The following is a 25,755-nucleotide window of genomic DNA, read 5'->3' as shown; positions in this document are numbered from 1 at the left end:
CTGAGGTGGGTCCGTGGTGACGACCCCGGCCGACCCCGCTCCCGACGGCGCGACCGCGCGCAGGCTCTGGGAGATCTACGAGCCCCTGCACGACGTCGTCTACTTCACCCCGGAGTGCCGCGCGGCCGCCGACGACCTGGGCCTGCGCGGGTTCTGGATGGGCTACTTCGCGTTGCGGGCGGCCCCGCTCGGAGCGGTCGGCCCGGGAGCGGTGACGGCGGCGTTCCACGGGTTCCATCGCGACCGGGTGGCACGCGCGCTGCCCGACGCCTGGACGTTCACGACTCCGGAGCGCGCCGTCGCCGCCCGGGAGCGGGGTTCCGTCGCAGCGTTGCAGCGCCTCGCGGGGCAGGCCGCTGCGGCCGTCGACCTCGGGCGGGCCGCGGACCTCGCGTGGGATGCCGTCGCCGGGGCCGACTGTGCAGGACGGGTACTCGCCGGGGCGAACCTCGACCTTCCCCGCTCCTCCGACCCGCTGACCGCGGTGTGGCAGGCCTGCACGACGCTGCGCGAGCACCGGGGCGACGGGCACGTCGCGGTGCTCCTCGCCCGCGGGATCGGCCCGCTCGAGGCACACCTGGTCAAGACCGCGTCCGGGGAGAGCGATCCCGACCGGATGCGGCTGGCGCGGCGGTGGCCCGACGAGGAGTGGTCCGCCGCCGTCGCGTCCCTGCAGCGGCGCGGATGGCTCGACGACGCCGGATCGCTCACCGACGCCGGTTCGGGCGAGCACGCGGAGGTCGAACGTCTCACCGACGCCGCCGCGACCGGCCCGTGGGAGGCGCTCGGCGCCGAGGGGACCGAGGAGCTCGCGGCGTTGCTCGGTCCGCTCACCGGGGCGGTGGTGCGCAGCGGCGAGATCCCGGCCGGCAACCCGGTCGGGCTCACGCTCGGGCCGTGAGCCCGTCCCGGACCGTCATCAGCGCGAAGCCGAGCAGGTTCTCCCCGTCCCAGCGTCGCGGGTCGACCGCGGCCGGGTCGTCGACGGCGCGGCCGACGCCCCACACCCGGTCGACCGGGGAGGCCTCGACGATCACCGCGTCGCCGGTCGAGCGCAGGTAGCCGGCCAGCACCTCGTCCTGGCCGAACTTGGCCTCGTTGCCGCGCACGACGATCCCGGACCGGTGCTCGCGCCAGACGCCGGAGTCGAAGCCGCGGACCTCGCGCCCGAGCTGCTTGGCCTCGGCGGGGGAGCCGGCGGCGAGGACCCGGGCGCCGGTCTCGGCGTCGCCGAACAGGTCGGCCTTGCGTTCCATCATCCAGTGCTCGGCGGTGGGGTAGGTCCGGCCGTCGACGGTGAACGCGGCCGGCCACCACTGGCTGAGCACCCACGGCCCGGCGGGCACGCCGGGTTCGGCGGTCTGGCCGTAGAAGGGCAGGTAGGAGAAGGCCCTGCCGGTCTCGATCGCGGTCAGGAGCTCGGTCCGGTCGCGGGGCAGCACGAGGACCAGGGTAGGCGTTCGCCGGTGGACGTACGGTCCGCACGACCGGGACCCGGCGTTCGCGGTCCATCGGCCCGAGTCACTCCTCGCTCCAGCGCGGGGACGTCGTACGCGGCGGGAGCAGGCGCGCGCCGACGCGGACCAGGTGCGGTGCGCCGGAGGCGAGAGCGTCGGACAGTGCGGTGGCGAGCTCGAGCCCGATCGTCGCGACGTCGGTGGTCGCCATCCCGAACGCGACGGCCACCGCGAGCAGGTCGGGGGTGTGCAGGTCGACCCCGGCGTGCGGGTGACCGGCCCGGTCCTGGTCGTAGCGCAGCATCCCGTAGCCGGCGTCGTCGACGACGAGGACCGTCGCCGGTAGCCGTTCCTGTACGAGGGTGGCCAGCTCCCCGAGACCCATCGCGAGACCGCCGTCGCCGACCACGGCCAGCGTGGGGACACCGGTCGCGGCCACGCCGACCGCGGCGGGGAGACCGAATCCGAGCGTGCCCCAGCCGACCGGGTAGGCCAGCCCGCGCGGACCGGCGACGCGCGCGTAACCACCCGCCCAGTACCCGGCGACGGCCATGTCGCAGACGAGCGCCGCACCGGTCGCCGTCGCCGTCTCTACGGCCTCGACCAGCGCGAACGCCTCCGCCGAGGCCGGGTCGTCGCGCAGGCGGGTGCGGACGCGCGCGGTGACGTCGGCGGGCCACCACGGTTCGCGGGACGGGACCGCCGCCCGCAGGTCGTCCAGGAGCGCGGCGACGGGTCCGGTGAGCGCCGCGTCGGCCGTCCACTCCGGAGGGTCGGCGGGCTCGGCCGCGTCGACGGTGAGCAGCACCGGCGGGCGGGGCATCGTCCAGTTGCGGGTGTTCATCCCGTCCAGGTCGCCGCCGACGGCGAGCAGGACGTCGGCCGAGCCGATCATCGCGGCGACCTCCGGCTCGTGCGGCGGGACGCCGACCGCGCCGGGCAGGCCACGGGCGTGGAAGGACGGGACGAGCGGTGCTCCCAGGTGCGCGGCGAGGGCCGCGATCCCGGTCGGGGCGTCGAGTGCCCCCGCCCCGGCCCACACGACGACGGAGCGGTCGCGCAACAGGTCGGCCGCCGCGGAGCGCGACGACGGGTCGGGCGTGCCGTGCACCTGCGCACCCGGACCGGACGTCGTCGCCGCCGGGGACGGGGCGCCGGGCGGTGGAGGCGTCGGGGTGTGCAGAGCAAAGGCGTCCACGGGCAGCACGTCGGCGGGGACGTCGAGGTACACCGGACCGCGGGGTGCGGCCAGGGCGAGGGCCGTGGCGAGACGGATGTCGCGCGCGGTCTCCTCCGGGGTGCGCGGGGAGAACACCGCCTTGGCCAGGGGCGCGAACAGCGCGGCCTGGTCGCGCGACTCGTGCAGCACCCCGCGCAGCCGACCGTCGCGGCGCAGGCGCTGCGGGATCTCGGACGCGACGAGCACGACCGGTGACCCGGCCGCGGCGGCCTCGCCGAACCCGGTCAGCGCGTTCGTCGCGCCCGGCCCGGTGGTGACGACGGCGGCGCCGAGCGCACCGGTGCGCCGCGCCCATCCGTCGGCGGCGTAGGTCGCGGCCTGCTCGTGCCGGACCACCACCGGCGACCCCGGACCGGTCGAGAAGAACGCCAGGTTGTGCACGCCGGGCAGGCCGAACACCGTCGTCGCGCCCGCGGTGCGCAGGACGTCCAGCACGTCGTCGGCGACGGTCCGCGTCTGATCCACGGGAACGACCGTAGGGCGTGGCGGGCCGGCGCGGTCGATCCCGGCGACGTGGTGCGGCACCGCCTGGCCGAGATGCGGACCGAGACCGGCGTCCTGCGCGACATCTACCTGGCCAGCCACTAGAACGCGCGTGTCCCGGGCCGATCCGCGACCGACCGCCCGGGTTCCGCTCACCGGAACGCCGCAGTACCGGAGATGCGGTGCCGGCGGCATCCTCGTGGCCATGAGCGAGAAGGTCACGGCCGCGATCGTCGGGCCCGGCAACATCGGCACCGACCTGCTGGCCAAGCTGCAGCGCAGCAGTGTCATCGACGTCGGCTACATGGTCGGCGTCGTCGAGTCCGACGGTCTGGCCCGGGCCCGCGACGCCGGGGTCGCGGCCAGCGCGGAGGGCGTGGACTGGCTGCTGCGCCAGGACCCGCTGCCGCAGATCGTGTTCGAGGCGACGTCGGCCGGCGCGCACGCGGCGAACGCGCCGCGCTACGCCGAGGCCGGTATCCAGGCCGTCGACCTCACCCCGGCGCACCTCGGCCCGATGGTCTGCCCGCCGGTGAACCTGCGCGACCACATCGACGCCCCGAACGTCTCGATGATCACCTGTGGCGGGCAGGCGACGATCCCGATGGTGCACGCGGTGTCGAGGGTGACGCCGGTGCCCTACGCCGAGATCGTCGCCTCGGTCTCCTCGCGCTCGGCCGGGCCCGGCACGCGGGCGAACATCGACGAGTTCACCCACACCACCTCCGGCGCGGTCGCCGAGGTCGGCGGAGCGGAGACCGGCAAGGCGATCATCATCCTGAACCCGGTCGAGCCACCGATGATCATGCGCGACACGGTGTTCGCCATGATCGGACCCGACGCCGACCACGCCGCGATCACCCGCTCGGTGCACGACATGGTCGCCGAGGTGCAGGAGTACGTGCCCGGCTACACGCTGCGCGCCGAACCGCAGTTCGACGACCCACGGGACAGCTGGCGCGGCAACGGACGGGTCGCGGTGTTCCTCGAGGTCAAGGGCAACGGCGACTACCTGCCGGAGTACGCCGGCAACCTCGACATCATGACGGCCGCGGCCGCCCGCGTCGGCGAGCTGATGGCCGAGGCGAAGCTGGGAGCGACCGCATGAGCCGCCCGGAGCTGCTCCACGACGTCCGGATCGTCGACACCACCCTGCGCGACGGCAGCCACGCGATGGCGCACCGGTTCACCGAGACCCAGGTCCGCGACACCGTGCGCGCGCTCGACCGGGCGGGTGTCGAGGTCATCGAGGTGACCCACGGCGACGGCCTCGGCGGCTCGTCGTTCAACTACGGCTTCTCGGGAACCGACGAGATGACGCTCATCGCCGCCGCCCGCGACGAGGCACGCCAGGCCAAGATCGCGGTGCTGCTCGTGCCCGGCATCGGGACCGTCGACGACCTGAAGCGGGCCCGCGACGCCGGGGCCGACATGGTGCGCGTCGCCACCCACTGCACCGAGGCCGACGTGTCCCCGCAACACTTCGCGGCCGCGCGCGACCTGGGCATGGAGACGGCCGGGTTCCTGATGATGGCCCACCGCACGCCGCCCGACGACCTGGCGAGACAGGCCCGGATCATGGTCGACGCCGGCTGCCAGGCCCCGTACTGCACCGACTCCGCGGGCGCGCTGCTGATGCACGAGGCACGGGCGCGGTTCGAGGCGCTGCTCGCCGAGGTCGGCGACGAGGCCTGGGTCGGCTATCACGGCCACCAGAACATGAGCTTCGGTGTCGCGAACTCGGTGATCGCCCAGGAGGTCGGCGTCCGCTACATCGACGGGTCGCTGTGCGCGCTCGGGGCGGGCTCGGGCAACTCGCCGACGGAGGTGCTCGCCGCGGTGTTCGACCGGCTCGGCGTCGACACCGGGCTCGACGTGATGGGGCTGCTGAACGCCGCGGAGGACGTCGTCCGCCCGTACCTGAACCGCTGGCCGAAGATGGACCGCAACGCCGTCGTGCAGGGCTGGGCCGGCGTCTACTCCTCGTTCCTGCTGCATGCCGAGGCCGCGGCCGAGCGCTACAAGGTGCCCACGCACGAGATCCTGCGCCGCTGCGGCGAGCTCGGGCTCGTGGGCGGGCAGGAGGACATGATCATCGACGTGGCGATCACGCTCGCCGCCGGGCGGGAGCAGGGCTGAGCTCTCGACGGGGGTCCGTGGCCGGGGAGCCGTCCGCGGGTGCGGACGTGGAACGAACCGGACTCCGCGGGCGTTGCACGGGACATGAAGGCTGCCACGGCTCTGACCGCGCCACGCCGGATCGCCGCGTTCCGGGCGCTCTGGCGCGCCCTGTCCCGCAAGGCACGCCCGGGTGAGCCGGGGACCTCCGAGCGGCTGCAGGCGCTGCCGAGGATGGTGGGCGACGCCGCGGCCGGGCGGTACCCGCACCTGGGCAAGGGCCGTCTCGCGCTGTTCGCGATGGCGGTGCTCTACCTGGTCTCGCCGGTGGACCTGGTGCCCGAGGCGTTCCTGACGGTGTTCGGGCTCGGTGACGACGCCGTGATGGCGATGTGGCTCGGCGGCGCGCTGCTGGTCGAGGCGGACCGCTACCTGGGCTGGCAGCGGCACCGTCCGACGATCATCGACGAGCTGCCCCGCTGAGCGGGCCGTTCAGCAGGTGGCGCGCACATGGTCGTTGATGCGGTCCGACGCCTCGTTGTAGGCGGGGTCGTTGGCCTCGCGGGTGACGTCCGGGTCGCGGGCCAGGGCGAACGTGTCGCCGCCGTTGGCCTCGAGGATCCGCAGCTGGCGCTCGATCAGCCCGTTCACGCGCTCGAAGTCGGCACGCAGCTCCTGCGGCGCCAGGGCCGTCACCTGTTGGTTGGCGGCGCGGACCTCGTCGGCGACGGCGGTGATGTCGTCGACCCGCCGTCCGGGGGTGGAGACCGGCCGCGCGGCTGCGCTGCTCCGGTCGACGGCCTCGCAGAACGGGCTGACCGCGCGGGCCTGCGTCGTCGTCACCGTGCGGGAGCTGCCGCGGTCGGCGACGGAGCTTCCGCACCCGGACAGCACGAGGACCGCGACCAGCAGGGCCGGGAGGGCGAGGCAGTACCGCCGAGACGAACGCATCAGGCCGCGATCGTATCGGGACGGTGATCCACTCCGCGCGACCGGCACGGCGTTCGGAGGGGGCGAACTCGGTGGTGACGGCGCCGGTGGTCCGGCCCTAGAGTCCCCGGGTGTGCCGATCGTGACGGTTCACCTCCTGGAGGGCCGGCATCCCGCCGGACAGGTCTCGACACTGCTCGCCGGGCTGACGCAGCGTTACGCGGCGGTGCTCGAGTCGCCGGTGGAACGGGTGCGCGCGTTCGCGCAGCTGCACCCGCCACAGCTGTGGTCCACCGGCGGAGAGCCCGGCGTCGAGGCGCCCTACTTCACCGCGCTGGTGCTTGCCGGACGTCCGGTAGCGCAGCGGCACCGGCTGCTCGCCGACTTCACCGACCTGATCGTCGACGTGCTCGGCGTCCCGCGGTCCTCGGTCCGCGGCCGGATCGTCCCGGTCGACCCGGACGACTGGGGGATCGGCGGCGTCCCGGCCGGCGCCGCCCGCCGTCAGGAGATCGACGCCCGGGCGGCCGCCGACTCCTGACCGGGTCCGTTCCCGGCTCACCGGGCGGCGAGGATCTCCGGCGGGTCGAACGCGGTGACCGGGGGCGGGTCCGGGCAGAGCTCCACCTGCACCGTGCAGGTCTGCGCGGCCGGGCACTGGCCCAGCTCCGACGTGCCGCGGTCCGAGGTCACGACGTTCGGGTTGCCGTGCTTGTCCAGGCTCCCGGCGACGCCCGGCTGCGCCGGGTCGTACCAGGCGCCGGTGGCCATCCGGGCCACTCCGCGCAGCACCGTGCCCGGCTCGGCGACGGCGACCCCGGCCAGGAACGCGCCCCGGTCGTTGAACACCCGCACCACGTCGCCTGCGGACAGGCCGCGCTCGGCGGCGTCGTCGGGGTGCAGTGTGATCGGCTCCCGCCCGGCGACCTTCGACGCCCGGCTGCCCGCGGTGTTGTCGAGCTGGCTGTGCAGCCGGTGCGCGGGCTGCCCGCTCAGCAGGTGCAACGGGTGGGCGCCGACGTCGCCGCCGAGCCATTCCGAGGGCTCGAGCCAGGACGGGTGCGGCGGGCAGTCGGGCAGCGCGTAGCCGCGGATCGTGTCGCTGACCAGCTCGATCCGCCCCGACGGGGTACCGAGCGGGTGCCCGGCGGGATCGGCGCGGAAGTCCGAGAGCAGCGGAGCGCGCTCCTCGTCGGGCATGGCGAACTCGTGGTGCCCGGCCGCCCAGAACTTCTCGAAGTCCGGCGGGGAGTCGAAGCCGCGCTCGACCGCCGTCGCCCGCGCGCGGTCGTAGAGGTGACGCAGCCAGGCCGCCTGGTCGCGTCCGCCGTGGTAGTCGTGGCCGAAGCCGAGGCGGTCGGCGAGCTCGGAGAACACGTCGAGGTCGTGGCGGGAGTGCGCGTACGGGGCGATGACCTGCTTCATCGCGACCCAGTACCGGCTGTGCTCGGTGGCGGCGACGTCGTCGCGCTCCATCGTCGTGGTCGAGGGCAGGACGATGTCGGCGAAGCGCGCGGGCGGGCTCCACCACGGCTCGTGCACGATCACCGTGCCGGGTCGCTGCCAGGCGCGCACGAACCGGTTGAGGTTCAGGTTGTGGTGGAACGGGTTGCCGCCCGCGGAGTGCACGACCTCGATCTCCGGCAGGCGGATCGTGCCGCCGTCGTGCGGCAGGTCGGTGCCGGGGTTGAGCAGCATCTCGTACACCCGCCCGACCGGGACCGCCGTGGTCACCGGGTTCGTGCCGAGGTCCAGCGTCGGGCGGGGGATGCCGTCCGGGCGGGGCAGCGAGTTGCCCGACACCGCGCCGATCCCGAGCGCGAAGCCGCCGCCGGGCAGCCCGATCTGGCCGAGCACCGCGGCCAGCGCCACCGTCGCCCAGATCGGCTGCTCGCCGTGGTCGGCGCGCTGCACCGACCAGCTCGTGTTGACCAGCGTGCGGGTGCCGGCCATCCGCCGGGCCAGGCCCTCGATCGTCGCGGCTCCGACGCCGCAGATCGCCGAGGCCCACGCCGCGTCCTTGGGGCGGCCGTCGTCGGCGCCTGTGAGGTAGCGCTCGAACTCGGGGTACCCGACGCACGCCGACTCCAGGAACGCGCGGTCGGCGCGGCCGTCGGCGACGAGGGTGTGCGCCAGCGCGAGCATCATCGCGACGTCGGTGCCCGGCCGGATCGGGATCCAGTCGGCGCCCTGCGCGCCGTCCGGGACGTCGTCGCGGGACGGGCTGATGCAGACGACCTCCATCCCGGCGGCCCGGGCGTCGGCGAACCGGTCGGGCGTCTCGTGGCCGATCGCGCCGCCCGCGTCGTTCTGGCCGTTCTTCGACGCCGCGCCGCCGAACAGCACGAGCAGCCGGGTGTGGGCGACGAGCTCGGGCCAGCGCACGACGAGATTGCCGATGTCGTTGCGTCCGAGCACGTACGGCGCGATGGCCAGGGCCGCGCCGAAGCTGTGGTTGCCGATCTTGTCGACGTAGCCGCCGAACATCCCGAGGAAGCGCTTGAGCGCGCTGGGCGCGTGGTGCAGACGGCCGGCGCTGGCCCACCCGTAGGACCCGCCGTAGATCGAGGAGTTGCCCAGCCGCTCCTTCGCGTCGGTCAACGCGTCGGTGACCAGGTCCAGCGCGGTGTCCCAGTCGACCGGGACGAACGGCTCGCTCCCGCGGTCCGCGCGGGACGCGCCGCGGTGGCGCAGCCAGCCCTCGCGGACGTGCGGCCGGTCGATCCGGGACCGGTCGCGCACCGCTTCGGGCAGGCCGTGCCGCAACGGCGAGGAGTGCGGGTCCAGCGGGGAGGCGTCCGCGCTGAGCAGGCCCGTCCCCGGGTCGGTCCGCACGTGGTAGACGCCCCAGTGCGAGGCCGTCTGGGTCGAGTCGCTCGGCATGGGGGTCCTCTCCTCGCCGCGGCCGTGCCCCTACCGACTTGGCCGCGGAACGAGTGTCGCCCCCCGGCGCCGGAATCGGCACACCGGTTCCAGGCAGTGGGCCCAAGTGATCGGCACGACCGGCACGGAGGCGTCAGAACTGTCGCGTTCTCGCCGGTTGCGCCGATCTTCCGGCGCTGGTCAGAAGATCCCCCGCCGCGCGCCGACGTCGAGGGACAGGGTGGAGCCGGCCAGCGCCCCGGCCTGCGGGTCGAGCAGTGTCGTCACCGCCCAGGCCACCTCGTCCGGGGTGACCAGGCGTCCGAGCGGGGACTCGGCGGCGCGTTCGGCGAGGACCTCCTCGACGGTGACCCCGCGCGCGGCGGCGGCGTCCGCGGACAGGCCGCGCAGCCGCGGGGTGTCCGCCGGTCCGGGGGCGACGAGGTGTGCGGTGATTCCGCGCGGGCCGAGCGCGGTCGAGAGCTGGCGGACGAGGTTGGCCAGCCCGGCGTTCGTCACCCCGGCCGCGCACGCGTACGGCGCCGGTTCGACGCCGAAGTGCCCGCCGAGCGCGACCACCCGCGAGCCCTCGGCGAGGCGGTCGTCGACGGCGCGGACCAGCCGCAGCAGCCCGCCGCACTTGAGCGCGACGGCCCGTCCCAGCGCGTCCGGCTCGATCCTCTCCAGCGGCCCGGCGGGCGGCAGGCCGGTGGCCTGCACGACCATCCGGACCGGCCCCGGCGTGCCCGCGACGGCGGCGGCGATCGCGGCCGTCGCGTCGTCGGTGCCGATGTCGGCGGCGCAACCGGTGACGCCGTCGGAGTCCTCCGGCGCGGTGCGGGCCACGGCGACGACGTGCAGTCCCCGCCCGCGCAGCCCGGCGGTGATCGCCGACCCCAGCGCCCCCGACGCCCCGACGACGACGGCCGTCCCCCGCTCGGTCATCTCGTGCTCCTGTCCAGTCCCAGCTCCACCGCGGCCCGGCCGAACACCTCGCCCGGGTTCCGCAGGTCCAGCTCCAGGGCGATCATGCCCGCGCGCCGGGCGCCGGCGATGTTCCAGGGCATGTCGTCGACGAACACGATCTCCGACGCCGGGAGGCCGAGAGCGTCGACCGCGATCGCGTACGCCCGCGGGTCCGGTTTGAGGACGCCGGTGTCCGAGCCGTCGACCAGCACGTCGAACGTGGCGATCAGCGGGTGCGTGCTCATCGCGCCGTCGCCGTGGAACGCGCGCAGGTCGTTGGTCAGGGCGCCGACCGGGTGGCCGGCGGCGCGTGCCGCGTCGACCAGGGCGGCGGCCTCCGGGCGGACCAGGTCGTCGGACAGGCCCCAGAGCGTGTGCATGAACTCCTGGATCGGCCAGTCCCGCCCGAGCGCTGCGCCGACCTCGTCGCTGCGGCGGGCCCAGTAGTCCCGTTCGGTGATCTCCTCGGCGATCATCGCGTCCCACAGCGCGTCGTGCTCCGGTCCCAGCGGCCCGCGCCGCGCCGTCACCGCGCGGGTGGCGGGGCAGGCCTCGCCGAGGTCGGCCATCAGCTCGGCGCCGGAGCGGAACACGGTGCCGCCCAGGTCCAGCAGGAGTGCGCGCTTCGCCACCTCAGTGCTCCGGTTCGTGGGAGATCAACGCCGCGGGCAGCACGACGGTGGACAGCAGGGAACACGACGCGCACCAGCAGAGGAAGTGCCGGTCGTCGGCGACCCAGAACTCCTGGACCAGGCCGGCGTCGCCGAGCGGGGTCCCGCAGCCCGGGCAGAACCCGACCGGCGCGGTCACACCCAACTCGGTTCCGGGTCGCCGAACAACGCGTGGATCTCGTCGCGGATCGGGGAGTAGCGGATCGAGCTCTCCCGCGTCCAGAGCTGGCGGAACTCCACCGCGGAGCCGAACTTGTCGCGCTCCATCGGCAGGTCGATCACCTCGTGCGGCTCGCGGACCGTGCACAGCGGGTCCTCGCCGGCGGCGACGCGCTCCATCTGCTCGGTGTAGAGCTTGCGCAGCAGGATCACGCCCAGGTCGGACTTGCCCAGGTGCTCCTTGGTCCGGTCCGAGATCCGGCCCTGGGTGATCCAGGCGACGATGTCCTGGCCGTCGACGTAGTCGCGCAGCCACTCGCCCTTCTCGTCGGTCAGTGGGACCTCGTAGGTCGGGACCACCGGCTGCGGCGGCGCGCCGCCCTCGGGACGGTAGGTCTGGTACCAGACGTGCCAGGTCGTCTCGTCGTCGATCGGGACCCGGATCTGGAACGTCGCCAGACCCGCCGCACCGACCCGGAGCATGTGCGGGAAGACGAGCGGGTGCCCGACCTTCCAGTCCTCGTCCTCCTCGGTGTGGCCCTCCAGGACCCGGCGCTTGAGGATGCCGTGCTCGAACACCTCGAAGGCCACCTTGACGTGCTTCTTCGTGACGACCGGAAGGGGTTGTCCGTGACCGCCCAGCTCGCGCAGGAAGTTGCCGTACCGGCCATGCAGCCACTCCACGTGGTACGGATCGACGGAGTTCTCCATGATCTGCAGGAAGTTGCAGGGCAGCTCCGCGTGCCCGATGTCGCGCCAGGCGTCGTCCCAGACGAACAGGTCGTAGCGCGGCAGCTCCGGCGCCGGCGACGGCCCGAGGTAGGCGAACACCAGCCCGCCCAGCTCCTGCACCGGGTACGCGGTGGCCCGGATGCGGTTCCGGAACGTCGAGTCGGCGGGCTCCCCGGGCTGCTCCAGGCACTGACCGGTCTCGTCGAATCGCCAGCCGTGGTAGCCGCAGCGCAGCCCCTCGTCCTCGGTGCAGCCCAGCCACAACGCGGCCCGCCGGTGCGGGCACTGCTCGGCGAGGAGCCCGACGGTGCCCGACCCGTCGCGGTAGAGCACGAGGTCCTCACCGAGCAGGCGCCGCTTGACCGGGACGCGGGTCGCCATGTCGTGCGTGGCGATCGGCCACCAGTAGCGGCGCAGCAGGTCGCCCATCGGCGTGCCCGGCCCGACCCGGGTGAGGCGGCGGTTCTTCTCCTCGCTGAGCATGTCCCGGGACGGTAGGGACGGCCCCGCGGGCCCGGAAGGGTCGCGTTGCCGGGCGCGGAACGCAGCCGGCCCGGGTTCGCCGACGTGCATGTTTCGCAGCGCGGAACGGCTTGCTTGCCCCTCGGTGTGGCCGCTGTCACGGTCCGTCGGACGGAGCTGACGCCCGACCCGCGCCGCGTGCGGGTACCGAACGAGGAGATCGCATGGCCAACGTCGTCGGAGTCGACGAGTTCACCGGTGAGTGGTACCCGGGCTTCAGGCCCGAGTTCCTCGAAGGTCCCTACATCGTCGACGGGACGGGCCCGTTCAAGAAGTCCGACGAGGACCAGTTCTGGTTCCTCGACTTCCACTGGTCGCGCGGGCTCACCCCGCTGGCCGCGTTCACCTGGGGCCACGACGGCTACTGCTGGGGCACCCAGCACGCGGCGGAGTCGCTCCCGCTGCCGCCCGGGCGCGGCGTCACCTCCCGCTTCGCCGGCACCCACCTCTACGGCTCGGCGATCCCCGAGACCGACCCGCGCGAGATCGGCGCCCGCGCCAACCGGCTCGGCACGAACCTGCCGCACTTCCTTCAGAACTACCGCCCCTACTGGGAGTCCGGGCGCGACGAGCTGGAGGCGACCTGGGACTACTTCCAGGGCATCGACCTGACCCAGGCGAAGACGGCGGACCTGCCCGGCCTCATCCGACAGGCCCGCCGCTACCACCAGCGCTCCATGGAGATCCACTTCGGCGTGATGTACCCGCTGCTGGTGAACTTCCTCGGCTTCTACGGCGCCTGCGCCGAGATGGGCATCGACACCAACCAGGTCGGCAAGTTCCTCCAGGGCGAGGACACCAAGATCATGGAGACCGACCGCGGCCTGGCCGACCTCGCGGTCAAGGCCAAGCGCGCCGGGCTGCGCGAGGTGTTCGAGGGCCACGACGGGTCGACCCTGCGCGGCGCCCTGTCGCAGCACGGCGGGTCGGCCTCGCAGTGGCTGACCGACTTCGACGACTTCCTGCAGGTCTACGGCCACCGGCAGGAGGCGACGTGCGACGTCGGCGTCCCGTCCTGGCTGGAGGACAACCAGATCCCGCTGGACATGATCCGCAGCTTCGTCCTGAAGGACGACGACCACGACTTCGAGGCCGCGGCCCGCAACGCCGTGCAGGAACGGGAGGAGGCGATCGACGCCGCCCGCTCCGGGCTGACCAAGGAGGAGCAGGCCGTCTTCGACTCCGGCCTGGCGACCAACCGGGCCGCGAACTTCCCGTGGTGGCAGGACGACCACAACTACTACATCGACCTCAAGGTCATGATCCCGCTGCGCAGGATCTGCCAGGAGCTCTCCGACCGGGTCGGCGGGAGCCACAAGGACGACATGCTCTACCTGTTCTGGCCGGAGCTGATGGACGTCGCCGCGGGCAAGCCCTACTCCGGCGAGCTGAAGTCCCTGGTGGAGAACCGCCGCCAGTACTTCGACCACTGGGGCGCGAAGCGCGGCGAGATGCCCAAGGTGCTCGGCACCGTCCCGGACTCCGTCGAGGACCCGGTGCTGATCGAGATCTTCGGCCTGAACCCGGCGGCGATCCGCGCGGTGCAGAACCCGAACGCGGCCGAGGAGACCGTGCTCTCCGGCCTGGCGGCGGCGAAGGGCCAGGCGACCGGCGTCGCCCGGGTGCTGCAGTCCAGCGACGACATGCACCGCCTCGAGCCGGGCTCGATCCTGGTCTGCGAGTCCACGTCGCCGTCCTGGACGCCGGCGTTCGGCAAGATCGCCGGCGCGGTCTGCGACGGCGGCGGGATGCTCAGCCACGCCGCGATCGTCGGCCGCGAGTACGGCGTCCCGACGGTCACCGCGTGTGGCATCGCGACGTTCGCGATCAAGGACGGGGACACGGTCCAGGTCGACGGCTCGGCCGGCACCGTGACCGTCCTCAAGCGGGCGGCCGACACCGCCGACGCCGCCACCGCGGAGGCGGGTTCGGCGTGACGGGCGGGGGAGGCGCGTCGGTCGTCTGGGTCGACGGGGTCGACGCGGACACCGCGGTGGCGGTGGCCGGGTCGAAGATGGGCCGGCTCACCGACCTGCACCACTCCGGGGTCGAGGTCCCGGACGGGTTCGCGGTGACCGTCGAGGCCTACCGGCGCCACTGCGCCGAGACCGGTCTCGACGGGCGGATCTCCGAGGTGATCGCCGGCCTCGGCGACGCGCCGTCGGACGCGGAGGTGGAGACGGCATCGGCCCGGATCCGGGAGCTGTTCGGCTCCACCCCGATGTCGGAGCGGCTCGCCGCCGAGCTGACCGAGGCCTACGAGGAGCTGTGCCTGCGCCGCACCGAGGTCAACGTGCCGACCGCGGTGCGCTCGTCGGCCACCGGTGAGGACGCCGCGGACGCCAGCTTCGCCGGGATCTTCGACACCTACCTGGGGGTCTCCGGGCCGGAGCGGGTGATCGACGCCGTCCGCGCGTGCTGGGGATCGCTGTTCACCGCCCGGGCACTGGCCTACCGGCTGCGCAAGGGGATCAGCCATCACGACATGCCGATCGCGGTCGGTGTGATCGAGCTGATCCACGCCCGCGCGTCCGGGGTGGCGTTCTCGGTGCACCCGGTGACGGGCAAGCCGGACCGGGTCGTGATCGAGACGAACTGGGGGTGGGGCGAGGCGGTCGTGCAGGGAGTCGTCGACCCCGACCACATCGAGGTCGGCAAGACCGACGGCCGGCTGCTCAAGTACACCGTCGCGCACAAGCGGATCGTCTCGGCGTTCGACTACGCCCTGGGGCAGGTCACCGAGATCGACATGCCGGAGAAGCTGGCCGACCGCCAGGTCCTCGATGAAGAACAGGTGTCGGCGATCGTCGCGGCGGTGCTGCGGATCGAGGAGCACTACGGCTACCCGGTCGACGTCGAGTGGGTGATCTCGCGGCACCGCCGCGCCGGGGACCCGGTCTGCATCGTCCAGTCGCGTCCGGTCACGGTCGTCCAGTCCGCGGCCGAGGCCGCGGCGCCGGCGGCCTACGACCCGGTCGCGCTCGCCCAGAAGTACGTGTTCAGCGGGAAGGCCGTCCCCGGCCGGTGATCCCGGCCCGCCGTGCGGCGACGGACGAGCGGAGCTCTCGTACGACCCTGTCGTGCGAGCGCTCCGCTCGTCCATACCGGGTGAGGCTCCTCCTCACACCTGCGACCAGCACGGGTCGACGATCAGCGCGGCCGCCGCGGTGAGGTCGTCGGCGAGCGGGCGGTCGTCGGTGCGCCGGTCGAGGACGGCGTCGGCGCGGCGGAACGCGGGCGCCAGCGGCAGGTGCGACGGGTCGTCGCCGCGCATCCGCATCGCCCGGACCGCGGCGACGAGCTCGCATGCCAGCACCCGGGTGTAGGCGTCGGCGACGTCGGAGGTGGCGCGGGCGGCCTGGGTGGAGAAGCTCGCGTGGTCCTCCAGCCCCCGCGACACGACGGCGGTGCCGAGCGTCGCCGGCAGCGCGGCCTGGCGCAGCGCGGCGAGGGCGTCGTGCGAGACGTACTCCAGGATCATCACCCCGGAGCTGCCGGTGGGGCCGTCGGCGAGGAACGCGCGCAGCCCGCTCTGGTCCGGCTCGACGAGGTCCCCGAGCCGGGCCGCGGACAGCTCCGCGACCTGGTGCACCCCCGCGCGGGTCTGGTCCAGCGCCGTCGCCACGTAGGCGGTGTGGAAGTGCGCGTGGTGGTAGGCGTCGCCGTGCTCGACCGAGATCAGCGGGTTCTCCGACCCGGCGTTCATCTCGATGTCCAGCACCCGGTGCAGGTAGTCCAGGGCGTCCATCGCGGGGCCGTTGACCTGCGGGAACGCGCGCAGGCCGAACGGGTCCTGGATCCGGCGGCCCTTCGCCGGGGTGTCGCGCATGCCGAGCAGGTCCCGCATCCGCTCGGCGCAGCGGACCTGCCCGGGGTGCGGGCGGGCGCGGTGCACCGGCTCGGCGTAGGCCTCCGGGCTGCCCTGCAGCGCCAGGTAGGACAGGGCCGCGACGACGTGGCTGGCGGCGAGGATGACGTCGAGACGGTTCGCGGCGATCGCGGCGTCGGCGAGGGTCGCGGCGTTGCTGGACAGGAACGCGAGCGCGTCACCGCCGTCGACGGGGACCGGGCGGGGCGCCGGCCCCTCCCACGCGCCCTCGCCGGCCAGGGCCAGCGCGATCTGGGCGAGCGGGGCGAGGTCGCCGGTGCCGATCGCGCCCAGCCGGTGCACGACGGGCAGCGCACCGGCCCGCAGCGCCTCGGCGAGGGCGTCGGCGACGACCGGCGACACCCCGGAGTGCCCGGTGAGCAGCTGGTTCAGCCGCACCAGCATGGTGGCGCGGACGTGCGCGGTGTCGAGCCGGTTCCCGGTGCCCCCGGCGTGGCTGCGCAGCAGGCGCAGGCCGTGCCCGGTGAGGTCGTCGGCGGGTTCGACGCGGTTGGCCCCGACGCCGGTGGTGCGCCCGTAGACGACACGCCGCGTGCTCAGGTCCGCGGCGAGTGCGGAGGCGAGCCCGACGCGGCGGCGGGCGGCGTCGTCGATCACGAGGTCCGGGGGACCGGCGGCGCGGGCGACGTCGCCGACCGTGCGCGTGTCCAGCGACGTGCCGTCCAGGACCAGGGGAGCGGGACCCCAGCGGGCGGGCGCGGTGTCGGGGGCGGTGGTCAGGGTGCTCATCGTGGGTCTCGCAACGGGTCGAGGGTGGGACGGCCGGCGCTCCAGACGGCCCACGTCAGGGGTACGCCCGGACGGTAGGCGAGGTACGCGGCCGAGGGGGCGTCGAGGACCTGCACGTCCGCGCGGGCCCCGACGGCGAGCGTGCCGACGTCGGTGCGGCGCAGCGCCCGCGCCCCGCCCAGGGTCGCGGCGCGGACGGCCTCGTCGACCGACAGGCCGCCCTGCAGCACGGCGAGCGCGACGCACAGCGGCATCGACGTCGTGTACGAGCTGCCGGGGTTGGCGTTGCTGGCCAGGGCCAGCGTCGCGCCGGCGTCGGCGAGCCGCCGCGCGGGGGCGGGGGGCTGGCGGGTGGACAGGTCGCACGCCGGCAGCAGCGTGGCGACGGTGTCCGAGCCGGCGAGCGCATCGACGTCGTCGACGGTCAGGTGCGTGCAGTGGTCGACGCTCGCCGCGCCGTGGGCGACGGCCAGCCGCACGCCCGGGCCGGGGCCGAGCTGGTTGCCGTGCACCCGCAGGCCCAGGCCGCGGGCGGCGCCGGCGCGCAGCACCCGGGCCGAGGACGTCTCGTCGAACGCGCCGTCCTCACAGAACACGTCCACCCACCCGACGTGCGCGGCGACGGCGTCGAGCATCGGGCCGCACACCTCGTCGAGGTAGGCGTCCGGGTCGGCGCCGGCCGGGACGACGTGCGCGCCGAGGAACGTGACCTCGTCGACGACGGCGGCGGCGATCCGGGCGGCGCGGGTCTCGTCGGCGACGGTGAGGCCGTACCCGGTCTTGGTCTCCAGACAGGTGGTGCCCTGGCGCGCGGCCTCGTCGGCGTGGCGGCGCAGGCCGGCGGCGAGGGCGTCGTCGGTCGCGGCGCGGGTGGCGTCGACGGTGGTCCGGATCCCGGACGCCGCGTAGGGCTCCCCGGCCATCCGGGCCGCGAACTCCGGCCCGCGGTCCCCGGCGAACACCAGGTGCGTGTGGCTGTCCACCCAGCCGGGCAGCACGGCGCGGCCGCCGACGTCGACGCGCTCGTCGGCGGGCAGGGCGTCGGCGGCGAGCCCGGTCCAGGCGACGCGGGCGCCGTCGAGGACGAGGGCGAACGGCCCGGGCCCGCCGGGGCCTTCCGGGTCGTGCGTGGTCAGCTCGGCGATGCCGGTGATCAGGGTCGACATCAGGCCTCCCGCAGCGCGGTGATCTCGGCGGCGAGCGCCGCGGCGGGACGGTCGACGCCCTGGTGGACGCGCCCGCGCACGACCCACCGGCCCCCGACCATCACGTCGGTGACGTCGGCGGCACCGGCCGCGTGCAGCACCCCCACCGGCGCGATGCCCGCGGTGCGGACGGAGTCGAGCGCGACGGTGACGAGATCGGCGGGGGCACCGGCCGTCAGCGACGCCCCGTCGGCGGCGGCGTCCAGGAGCTGCGCGGGGGAGAACCGCTGCCGCACGCGGTGGGCGAGCCGCTCGTGCATCTCCATGCCGCGCGCCTCCTCGAAGGGGTCGACGACGGCCTGGCTGTCGCTGCCCAGCAGCAGCCCGACCCCGGCGTCGTGCAGCTGCGACGCCGGCCCGATCCCGTCGCCCAGATCGCGTTCGGTGGTGGGGCACAGGCACACCCGGGTCCCGGATGCGGCGAGGCGGTCGATGTCGTCGGTGGTGAGGTGGGTGGCGTGCACGGCGACGGTGTCCGGCCCGAGCACGCCCGCGTAGTCGAGCAGGGCGGTCGGGGTGCGGCCGTAGGCGGCCAGGCACGCCTCGTTCTCGGCCGGTTGCTCGGACAGGTGGACGTGCAGCGGCCACCCGGCCGCCCATTCCACGACGCCGGACATCTCCGGCTCGGGGACGGCGCGCACCGAGTGCACGGCCGCGCCGAGGCGGACCCGGTCCCCGTCGTCGAGCTTGAGGAGCGGTTCGACGCGTTCGATCCAGGCGTCGGAGTGGGCGTCGGCGAAGCGGCGCTGCACTGCCGAGAGCGGCTCGTCGATACCGCCGGCGAGGTAACAGGTGTCGAGCAGGGTGAGGCGGATCCCGGCCGCCGCCGCGGCGTCGACGAGCGCGTGGCCCATCGCGTTCGGGTCGTCGTAGGGGCGCCCGCCCGGCCCGTGGTGGAGGTAGTGGAACTCGGTGACGGACGTGTACCCGGCGAGTGCCATCTCCGTGTAGACGGCGGTGGCCAGGCGGCGGTAGGAATCCGGGTCGAGCGCCTCGGCGACGCGGTACATGTCGTCGCGCCAGCTCCAGAACGAGCGGGCGTCCGGGGACGGGTGCCCGCGCAGGGCGCGGTGGAACGCGTGCGAGTGGGCGTTGGCGAAGCCGGGCAGGGTGACGCCGGGCAGGACCGTCCCCGTCCGCGGAGCGCCGGGTCGGAGGGAGGTGATCCGGCCGTCGGCGACCTCGATCGCGACGGCGTCCGCGGGCCCGTCGGGCAGCCAGGCGTGTTCGCACCAGAGGGTCGTCATCGCGCCGGCTCCGCGAGCACGTCGGCCAGCGCGCGGACGCCTCGTTCCACGTCGTCGTCCTCGGCGTGCTCGTCCGGGGCGTGGCTGACGCCGGTCGGGTTGCGGACGTGCAGCATCCCGGCCGGTACGTGCGCGGCGAGCACCCCGGCGTCGTGCCCGGCCGCGGTGGGCAGCAGCGGAGCGCCGGGGACGGCCGCGGCCATCCGTGCGGCGAGGGCGTCGTCGAAGGCGACGGCACCGGAGAGCGACTCCCGGACGAGCTCGACGGTGCAGCCCTCGGCGGCCGCGGCCTCGCGTGCGGCGGCCAGCACGTCCTCGACGACCGGACCGGGCTCGCCGGACGGGGTCCGGACGTCGAGCCACAGGTCGACCGAGGACGCGATGACGTTCGTGCCGCCCGGGGTCGGCACCAAGCGCCCGACGGTGGCGCGGGCGTCCGCGGCGCGGGCGGCGGCCCGGCGCGCGGCCAGGACGGTGGCCGCGGCCGGGATCATCGGGTCGCGGCGGTCGGTGAGCGCGGTGGTGCCGGCGTGGTTGCCCTGGCCGGTGAAGGACAGCCTCCAGCGTCCGTGCGCGACGATCGTCGACCCGATCCCGACGGGCACGTCCAGGGCGCGGCCCTGCTCCACGTGCAGCTCCACGAACCGTCCCACCCGGGCGAGCCGTTCCGGGTCCGGGCCGAGCGCGGACGGGTCGCCGCCCCGGGCGGTCAGCGCCTCGGCGAGGGTGACCCCGTCGGCGTCGCGCAGCCCGCGGGCGCGGTCGGCGTCCAGCGATCCGGTGAGCAGCCGCGAGCCCAGGCAGGGCACGCCGAAGCGTCCGCCCTCCTCTTCGGCGAACACCACGACCGCCAGCGGGCGGGCCGGCGCGAACCCGCGTGCGAGGAGATCGTCGACGGCGGCCAGCGCGCTCGCGACGCCCAGCGGGCCGTCGAACGCGCCGCCACCGGGGACGGAGTCGAGGTGGCTGCCGGTGACGACGGCGTCGTCACCGGGGGCGCCCCACCACGCCCACACGTTGCCGTTGCGGTCGGTCTCGACGTCCAGGCCCCGGCGCGCGGCCTGCTCGGTGAACCAGTCGCGCAGGTCGGACTCGGCGGCGGTCGCGAGGTGGCGGGAGTACCCGCCGCGCGCCCGGTCCCGCCCGACGTCGGCGATCTGGCGCAGGAGACCCACCGCGCTCATCGCTGCTCCCGCATCGGGATCCGGACCCCGCGCTCGTCGGCGACCTCGACCGCACGGGCGTACCCGGCGTCGACGTGGCGGATCACGCCGGTGCCCGGGTCGTTCGTCAGCACCCGCGCGATCTTCTGACCGGCCAGATCGGTGCCGTCGGCGACACACACCTGCCCGGCGTGGATCGACCGGCCCATCCCGACGCCGCCGCCGTGGTGCAGCGACACCCAGCTCGCGCCGGACGCGGTGTTGAGCAGGGCGTTGAGCAGCGGCCAGTCCGCGATCGCGTCCGAACCGTCGGCCATCGCCTCGGTCTCCCGGTAGGGCGAGGCCACGCTGCCGGAGTCGAGGTGGTCGCGCCCGATGACGACCGGCGCCGACAGCTCCCCGGAGGCGACCATGTCGTTGAACCGTTCCCCGGCCCGCGCCCGCTCGCCGTAGCCGAGCCAGCAGATCCGCGCCGGTAGCCCCTGGTGCCTCACCCGCGAGCCGGCCAGGCGCATCCAGCGGGCCAGCGGCTCGTCGTCGCCGAAGAGGTCCAGCACAGCGCGGTCGGTGGCGGCGATGTCGGCCGGGTCGCCCGACAGTGCCACCCACCGGAACGGGCCCTTGCCCTCGCAGAACAGCGGGCGGATGTAGGCCGGGACGAACCCGGGGATCTCGAACGCGCGTGAGCACCCGGCGAGCAGCGCCTCGCCGCGGATCGAGTTGCCGTAGTCGAACACCTCGGCGCCGTCGTCGCGGAACGCGAGCATGGCCGACACGTGCGCGGCCATCGACTCCCGCGCCCGGTCGGTGAACTCCTCGGGCTTGTTCCGCGCGAACGCCGGCCACTCCTCCGCCGAGACGCCGACCGGCAGGTAGGACAGCGGGTCGTGCGCCGACGTCTGGTCGGTGACGACGTCCATCTCGGCCCCGCGGCGGTGGATCTCTCCGAACACCTCCGCGGCGTTCCCGATCACCGCGACCGATACCGCCTCGCGGGCCGAGCGTGCCCCCGCGACGCGGGCGAGCGCGGCGTCGAGGTCGGGGGCGATCTCGTCGAGGTACCCGGTCTCGACGCGGCGCCGCGCCCGCGCCGGGTCGCACTCGACGACCAGCGCGACGCCGCCGTTCATGGTGACGGCCAGCGGCTGCGCGCCGCCCATGCCGCCCAGTCCCGCGGTCAGCGTGCACGTACCGGCCAGCGAGCCGCCGAAGCGGGCGCGGGCGACGGCGGCGAACGTCTCGTAGGTGCCCTGCAGGATCCCCTGGCTGCCGATGTAGATCCACGATCCGGCCGTCATCTGCCCGTACATGGTCAGGCCGAGCTGCTCCAGGCGGCGGAACTCCGGCCAGGTCGCCCAGTCGCCGACGAGGTTGGAGTTCGCCAGCAGCACGCGCGGGGCCCACTCGTGGGTGCGGAACACCCCGACCGGACGCCCGGACTGCACGAGCAGTGTCTCGTCGGACTGCAGGTCGACCAGGCAGCGCCGGATGGCGGCGAGGCTGGCGTGGTCGCGGGCGGCCTTGCCGGTGCCGCCGTAGACGACGAGGTCCTCGGGCCGCTCGGCCACCTCGGGGTCGAGGTTGTTGTCCAGCATCCGCAGGGCCCCCTCGGTGGCCCAGCTCCGTGCCGTCCTCGTCGTGCCCCGCGCCGCTCCTGCGCCCATCACTGCGACCTTCCTGACGTCCCGGCGTCCCGCTCCGGGATCCGCACGCTCCAGTGCACCGCTCCGGCGCGTCCCGGGCGAGAGGGTGCAGACTGCCGGTGTCTCGTATCCCAGACAGCCACGCGAGGTGGACCGTGTCCGGAGTGCCGGCGCTGCGCCGCGGGCTGGCCGTGCTGCGGCTGCTCGCCGCACACTCCGGGCCGATGCCCGCGGCGACGCTGGCGTCGTTGCTGGGGCTGCCCCGCTCGACGATGTACCACCTGCTCACCGAGCTGGAGGCGGCCGGATTCGTGGTGCACCTGCCCGAGCAGCAGCGCTACGGCCTGGGCCTGGCTGCGTTCGAGGTGGGGTCGGCCTACCTGCGCCACGACCCGCTCGACCGGCTCGCCGCCCCGATCCTGCGACGCCTCGTCGAGCGCGTCGGGCACGACGCGCACCTCGGCGTCCTGCACGGCCGGGAGCTGCTCTACCTGCTGCGCGAGCGCCCGGCCCGGCCGGAGGGGCTGGTCACCGCGGTCGGTGTGCGGCTGCCGGCGCACCTGACGGCGTCCGGACGGGCCGTCCTCGCGGGGACGGGCCGGGCCCAGCTCCGGGCGCTGCTCTCGACCGGCGCCCCGCTGCAGCGGCGCACCGACCGCGGGCCGGCGTCGCTGCGTGCCCTGCACTCGGCGCTCGCCGCCGAGCGACGACGGGGGTGGTCCTGCGAGGACGGCGAGGTCAGCCCGGGTTTCGCCTCGGTGGCCTGCCCGGTCCTCGGACCGGACGGGCACGCCGTGGCGTCGGTGAGCGTCACGTTCCGGCACCTGTGCGACCCGGCCTGCGGGCGGACGTGGCCGGAGCTGGCCGGGCACGTGCACCGCACCGCCCACGAGATCACCCGGCGTCTCGGCGGCGCGGCCGCCGGTGGCTCAGGAGTGCGACAGCCCGATCCGGCGTGAGACCACCGCCGCCGACTCGATCACCGAGGCGCGGATCCGGCGCAGCGCCGCCGGCCCGGCGCGGTCGGTGGGGGCGGCGACCGACAGCGCGGCGACGACGCCGCCGTGCGCGTCGTGCACCGGCGCGCCCACCGACACCACCCCGACCCGGGACTCCTCACGGTTCTCCGCCCAGCCACGCACCGCGACCTCGTCCAGTCGGGTGCGCAGCGTCCCGGGGTCGACGATCGTGTGCGGGGTGACCCGCTGCGGGGTCCAGGCGCGCAGGCGTTCGTCGAGCTCGGCGCGGGGGAGCGCGGCGAGCAGGACCTTCCCGGTGCTGGTCGTCGTCGCGGGCAGCCGGGTACCGACCCGGGAGAAGATCCGGACGGTGTGCGGGCTCTCCAGACGGTCGATGTAGACCGACTCCAGCCCGTCGAGGACCGCGAGCTGCACCGTCTCCCCGGTGGACGCGCGCAGCGTCGCCATCACCGGCATCGCGGCCTCGTGCAGGTCCAGGTGCGGCGCGACGCTCGCGCCCAGGTCGAACAGCGCCAGACCGAGCCGGTAGCCGCCCGGGGTGCGGTCGAGCAGACGCTCGTCGGTGAGCGTGGCCAGCAGCCGGTGCACCGTCGAGGTGGCCAGGCCGAGGCGCCGTGAGAGCTCCGAGACGCCGAGCTCGCGGTCGGTGCGGGAGAACTCCTTGAGCAGGCGCGCCGCGTTGGCCACCGAGTCCAGGCGCCAGGACGGCCGGGGGCTCTCGACGGCGTCGTCGCGCATGGATCGAGGTTAGACTCCCGACCGTGTCGGACACCGCCGTGGACGTGCCGCGCGACGGCCTCGTCGCGGTCGTGAAACGGGACTGCCCGACGTGCGTCCTGGTCGAACCGGTGCTCGCGGGACTGCCCGGGCTCACCGTCTACACCCAGGACGACCCGTCGTTCCCGGAGTCGGTGACCGCCCGCGACGACACCGCACTGGAGGTCAGCCTCGCCCTCGACGTGCGGACGGTGCCGACGCTGCTCCGCTTCGACGGCGGCACCGAGACCGCGCGCACCGAGGGCTGGTCCCGCCCGGACTGGGAGACCCTCACCGGGGTCGGCGGACTGGGGCCCGACCTGCCCGAGCACCGGCCCGGCTGCGGCTCGCGCACCGGCGACCCGGAGTTCGCCGACGAGCTGCTCGTCCGCACCCACGGCTCCTCGCTGCACGCACGGCGGATCGAGGTCACCGCGCTGGAGGACGAGGCCGAGGCCCTGTTCGACCGCGGCTGGTCCGACGGGCTCCCCGTCGTCGCGCCCACCCCGGCCCGGGTCCTGCGGATGCTGCAGGGCACCACCCGCGATCCGGGCGAGGTCGTCGCCGTCGTGCCGCCGGACCTGGTCGAGGTCACCGTGGAGAAGGTCGCGGTGAACGCGGTGCTGGCCGGATGCCGCCCGGAGTACCTGCCGGTCGTGCTGGCCGCGGTCGAGGCCGCGTGCACCGACGAGTTCAACGCCCACGGCCTGCTCGCCACCACCTGGGGCGCGGGGCCCGCGATCGTGGTCAACGGCCCGGTCGCCGGTGAGATCGGGATGAACTCCCGCGGCAACGCGCTCGGTCAGGGCAACCGGGCCAACTCCACGATCGGCCGCGCGCTGCAGCTGGTGATCCGCAACGTCGGCGGCGGGCGTCCCGGCGGGGTCGACCGGGCGGCGCTGGGCCACCCCGGCAAGATCGGGTTCAGCTTCGCCGAGGACGAGGCGGGCTCGCCCTGGGAGCCGCTGTCGGTCTCCCGCGGCGTCGCGCCCGGGGTCTCCGCCGTGACCGTGTTCGCCGCCGAGGGACCGCGCGGGCTGACCGACCAGATCTCGCGCACCCCGGAGTCGCTGGCCCGGTCGCTGGCGCTGGGACTGCTCGGCGTCTCGCACCCGAAGTCGCCGCGGGCGTTCGACGCGACGCTGGTCGTCTGCCCCGAGCACGCGCGGGTGTTCGCCGACGCAGGCTGGTCGCGGGCGGACCTGGAGGCGGCGCTGGCGCAGGCGCTGCTGCTGGACCCGGCCGACGTCGTCCGCGGGGCCGGCGGCATCGAGGAGGGTGTGCCCGAGGGCAAGCTGTCCGGGCCGGTCCCCAAGTTCCGGCCCGGCGGACTGATGATCGTGCACGCCGGCGGCGGCGCCGGCATGTTCTCGTCGGTGATCGGCGGCTGGGTCGGCGGACCCGGCGGGAGCACACCCGTCACGAGAGAGGTACGGCCATGATCGTCCTGGACCCGACCGGTGAGCGGTCGCCGGCGCACCGCACCGCGCGGGAGCGCCCTGCGGACCTGACCGGGCTGCGCGTCGGCCTGCTCGACATCTCCAAGCCGCGCGGGCCGGAGTTCCTCGACCGGCTCGAGGCCCTGCTGTCCGAGCGCGGCATCGCGGTGCGCCGCTACGCCAAGCCGACGTTCACCAAGCCGATGCCCCCGGACCTGCGTCGCGAGATCGGCACCCAGTGCGACGTGGTGATCGAGGCCCTCGCCGATTGAGGCTCCTGCACGTCGTGCAGTGTGCACGACTTCGTCGCCCTGGAGGCCCAGGGTGTGGTGGCCGCGTTCGTGGCGTCGTCGGAGTTCGTCGACGCCGCCGCCACCCAGGCCCGCGCGCTCGGCTACGCCGCGGTACCCGCCGTGTTCGTCCCGCACCCCATCCAGGACCGCACCGACACGGAGATGGGTGAGCTGGCCGAGAAGGCGCTCGCCGACATCCTGGCGGCGGTGACATCGACCGGCTGACCGGCGGGCCGACCCGGGCGTTTCCCTCTCCGCGGGAAAAAACGCT

General features: G+C 74.7%; 24 protein-coding genes. 10 read left to right on the top strand and 14 right to left on the bottom strand.

Going from position 1 to position 25,755, the window contains the following annotated elements; genetic code table 11:
- The first annotated feature begins 13 nt into the window (after positions 1-13).
- Positions 14-901: an SCO6745 family protein gene (locus EV383_RS19745; protein WP_242623212.1), complete on the top strand. Its 888-nt coding sequence runs from the start codon at positions 14-16 to the stop codon at positions 899-901.
- Here EV383_RS19745 and EV383_RS19740 read toward each other — a convergent pair.
- Entirely contained in the window at positions 885-1,442 is a 558-nt protein-coding gene (locus tag EV383_RS19740; RefSeq protein WP_130291279.1) for an NADAR family protein, read from the bottom strand. The genes EV383_RS19745 and EV383_RS19740 overlap by 17 nt on opposite strands.
- 79 nt (positions 1,443-1,521) lie before the next feature.
- Positions 1,522-3,162 (bottom strand): thiamine pyrophosphate-binding protein, encoded by a 1,641-nt coding sequence (locus EV383_RS19735; protein ID WP_207223588.1) that lies wholly within the window; start codon positions 3,160-3,162, stop codon positions 1,522-1,524.
- Positions 3,163-3,385: 223 nt separating this feature from the next.
- Between EV383_RS19735 and EV383_RS19725 the strand changes: the two genes are divergently transcribed.
- From EV383_RS19725 to EV383_RS19715, 3 genes are all read left to right on the top strand, one after another.
- Entirely contained in the window at positions 3,386-4,288 is a 903-nt protein-coding gene (locus EV383_RS19725) for an acetaldehyde dehydrogenase (acetylating) (RefSeq protein WP_130291278.1), read from the top strand.
- Entirely contained in the window at positions 4,285-5,319 is a 1,035-nt protein-coding gene (gene dmpG, locus EV383_RS19720; RefSeq protein WP_130291277.1) for a 4-hydroxy-2-oxovalerate aldolase, read from the top strand. Before EV383_RS19725 ends, dmpG begins: the two co-directional genes overlap by 4 nt.
- Positions 5,320-5,403: 84 nt before the next feature.
- Complete coding sequence (locus EV383_RS19715; protein ID WP_130291276.1) at positions 5,404-5,781, top strand: YkvA family protein; 378 nt, start codon at positions 5,404-5,406, stop codon at positions 5,779-5,781.
- 9 nt (positions 5,782-5,790) lie between these two features.
- Here EV383_RS19715 and EV383_RS19710 read toward each other — a convergent pair whose 3' ends face one another.
- Positions 5,791-6,249 carry a hypothetical protein gene (locus EV383_RS19710; protein ID WP_130291275.1) on the bottom strand — a complete coding sequence of 153 codons (459 nt, stop codon included), beginning with the start codon at positions 6,247-6,249 and terminating at the stop codon, positions 5,791-5,793.
- Between the two features lie 121 nt (positions 6,250-6,370).
- Between EV383_RS19710 and EV383_RS19705 the strand changes: the two genes are divergently transcribed.
- The gene (locus EV383_RS19705; RefSeq protein WP_242623211.1) at positions 6,371-6,769 is read left to right on the top strand and encodes a tautomerase family protein; all 399 of its coding nucleotides are present in this window, start codon (positions 6,371-6,373) and stop codon (positions 6,767-6,769) included.
- A 17-nt stretch (positions 6,770-6,786) separates the two neighbouring features.
- Here EV383_RS19705 and EV383_RS19700 read toward each other — a convergent pair whose 3' ends face one another.
- The 5 genes from EV383_RS19700 to EV383_RS19685 form a co-directional block, all read right to left on the bottom strand.
- Complete coding sequence (locus tag EV383_RS19700; RefSeq protein WP_130291273.1) at positions 6,787-9,111, bottom strand: molybdopterin-dependent oxidoreductase; 2,325 nt, start codon at positions 9,109-9,111, stop codon at positions 6,787-6,789.
- Between the two features lie 180 nt (positions 9,112-9,291).
- Positions 9,292-10,035 carry an SDR family oxidoreductase gene (locus EV383_RS19695; RefSeq protein WP_130291272.1) on the bottom strand — a complete coding sequence of 248 codons (744 nt, stop codon included), beginning with the start codon at positions 10,033-10,035 and terminating at the stop codon, positions 9,292-9,294.
- Positions 10,032-10,688, bottom strand: a complete 657-nt coding sequence (locus EV383_RS19690; RefSeq protein ID WP_130291271.1) for an HAD family hydrolase — start codon at positions 10,686-10,688, stop codon at positions 10,032-10,034. The genes EV383_RS19695 and EV383_RS19690 overlap by 4 nt, the downstream gene beginning before the upstream one ends.
- A 1-nt stretch (position 10,689) precedes the next feature.
- The gene (locus tag EV383_RS31280) at positions 10,690-10,866 is read right to left on the bottom strand and encodes a hypothetical protein (protein WP_165438408.1); all 177 of its coding nucleotides are present in this window, start codon (positions 10,864-10,866) and stop codon (positions 10,690-10,692) included.
- Positions 10,863-12,101: an aromatic ring-hydroxylating oxygenase subunit alpha gene (locus EV383_RS19685; protein ID WP_130291270.1), complete on the bottom strand. Its 1,239-nt coding sequence runs from the start codon at positions 12,099-12,101 to the stop codon at positions 10,863-10,865. The genes EV383_RS31280 and EV383_RS19685 overlap by 4 nt, the downstream gene beginning before the upstream one ends.
- Before the next feature lie 203 nt (positions 12,102-12,304).
- Here EV383_RS19685 and EV383_RS19680 point away from each other — a divergent pair, with 203 nt between their 5' ends.
- Entirely contained in the window at positions 12,305-14,077 is a 1,773-nt protein-coding gene (locus EV383_RS19680; protein ID WP_130291269.1) for a PEP-utilizing enzyme, read from the top strand.
- Positions 14,074-15,168, top strand: a complete 1,095-nt coding sequence (locus EV383_RS19675; RefSeq protein ID WP_242623210.1) for a PEP/pyruvate-binding domain-containing protein — start codon at positions 14,074-14,076, stop codon at positions 15,166-15,168. The genes EV383_RS19680 and EV383_RS19675 overlap by 4 nt, the downstream gene beginning before the upstream one ends.
- A gap of 93 nt (positions 15,169-15,261) precedes the next feature.
- Here EV383_RS19675 and EV383_RS19670 read toward each other — a convergent pair whose 3' ends face one another.
- Genes EV383_RS19670 through hutU form a run of 5 tightly spaced genes read right to left on the bottom strand, consistent with a single transcriptional unit; the run spans position 15,262 to position 22,037 of the window.
- Positions 15,262-16,758: an aromatic amino acid ammonia-lyase gene (locus EV383_RS19670; RefSeq protein WP_130291268.1), complete on the bottom strand. Its 1,497-nt coding sequence runs from the start codon at positions 16,756-16,758 to the stop codon at positions 15,262-15,264.
- Positions 16,755-17,924, bottom strand: a complete 1,170-nt coding sequence (hutI, locus tag EV383_RS19665; protein WP_130291267.1) for an imidazolonepropionase — start codon at positions 17,922-17,924, stop codon at positions 16,755-16,757. Before hutI ends, EV383_RS19670 begins: the two co-directional genes overlap by 4 nt.
- Complete coding sequence (locus EV383_RS19660) at positions 17,924-19,210, bottom strand: formimidoylglutamate deiminase (protein WP_130291266.1); 1,287 nt, start codon at positions 19,208-19,210, stop codon at positions 17,924-17,926. Before EV383_RS19660 ends, hutI begins: the two co-directional genes overlap by 1 nt.
- Positions 19,207-20,394 (bottom strand): allantoate amidohydrolase, encoded by a 1,188-nt coding sequence (locus EV383_RS19655; RefSeq protein ID WP_130291265.1) that lies wholly within the window; start codon positions 20,392-20,394, stop codon positions 19,207-19,209. The genes EV383_RS19660 and EV383_RS19655 overlap by 4 nt, the downstream gene beginning before the upstream one ends.
- Positions 20,391-22,037: a urocanate hydratase gene (gene hutU, locus EV383_RS19650; protein ID WP_130291264.1), complete on the bottom strand. Its 1,647-nt coding sequence runs from the start codon at positions 22,035-22,037 to the stop codon at positions 20,391-20,393. Before hutU ends, EV383_RS19655 begins: the two co-directional genes overlap by 4 nt.
- A gap of 134 nt (positions 22,038-22,171) precedes the next feature.
- On the opposite strand from hutU, the gene EV383_RS19645 reads away from it, so the two are divergent.
- Complete coding sequence (locus EV383_RS19645) at positions 22,172-22,975, top strand: IclR family transcriptional regulator (RefSeq protein ID WP_278044837.1); 804 nt, start codon at positions 22,172-22,174, stop codon at positions 22,973-22,975.
- On the opposite strand, the gene EV383_RS19640 is transcribed toward EV383_RS19645, so the two are convergent.
- On the bottom strand, positions 22,946-23,734 hold the full coding sequence (locus EV383_RS19640) for an IclR family transcriptional regulator (protein ID WP_130291263.1): 789 nt from the start codon (positions 23,732-23,734) through the stop codon (positions 22,946-22,948). The genes EV383_RS19645 and EV383_RS19640 overlap by 30 nt on opposite strands.
- Positions 23,735-23,757: 23 nt before the next feature.
- On the opposite strand from EV383_RS19640, the gene EV383_RS19635 reads away from it, so the two are divergent.
- Positions 23,758-25,194 (top strand): thioredoxin family protein, encoded by a 1,437-nt coding sequence (locus EV383_RS19635; RefSeq protein WP_207223587.1) that lies wholly within the window; start codon positions 23,758-23,760, stop codon positions 25,192-25,194.
- On the top strand, positions 25,191-25,709 hold the full coding sequence (locus EV383_RS32695; RefSeq protein WP_273701365.1) for a UGSC family (seleno)protein: 519 nt from the start codon (positions 25,191-25,193) through the stop codon (positions 25,707-25,709). Before EV383_RS19635 ends, EV383_RS32695 begins: the two co-directional genes overlap by 4 nt.
- The last annotated feature ends 46 nt before the right edge of the window (positions 25,710-25,755 follow it).

The sequence above is a fragment of the Pseudonocardia sediminis genome, from assembly GCF_004217185.1.
GTDB lineage: Bacteria > Actinomycetota > Actinomycetes > Mycobacteriales > Pseudonocardiaceae > Pseudonocardia > Pseudonocardia sediminis.
This window is presented reverse-complemented; position numbering and strand designations above follow the sequence as displayed.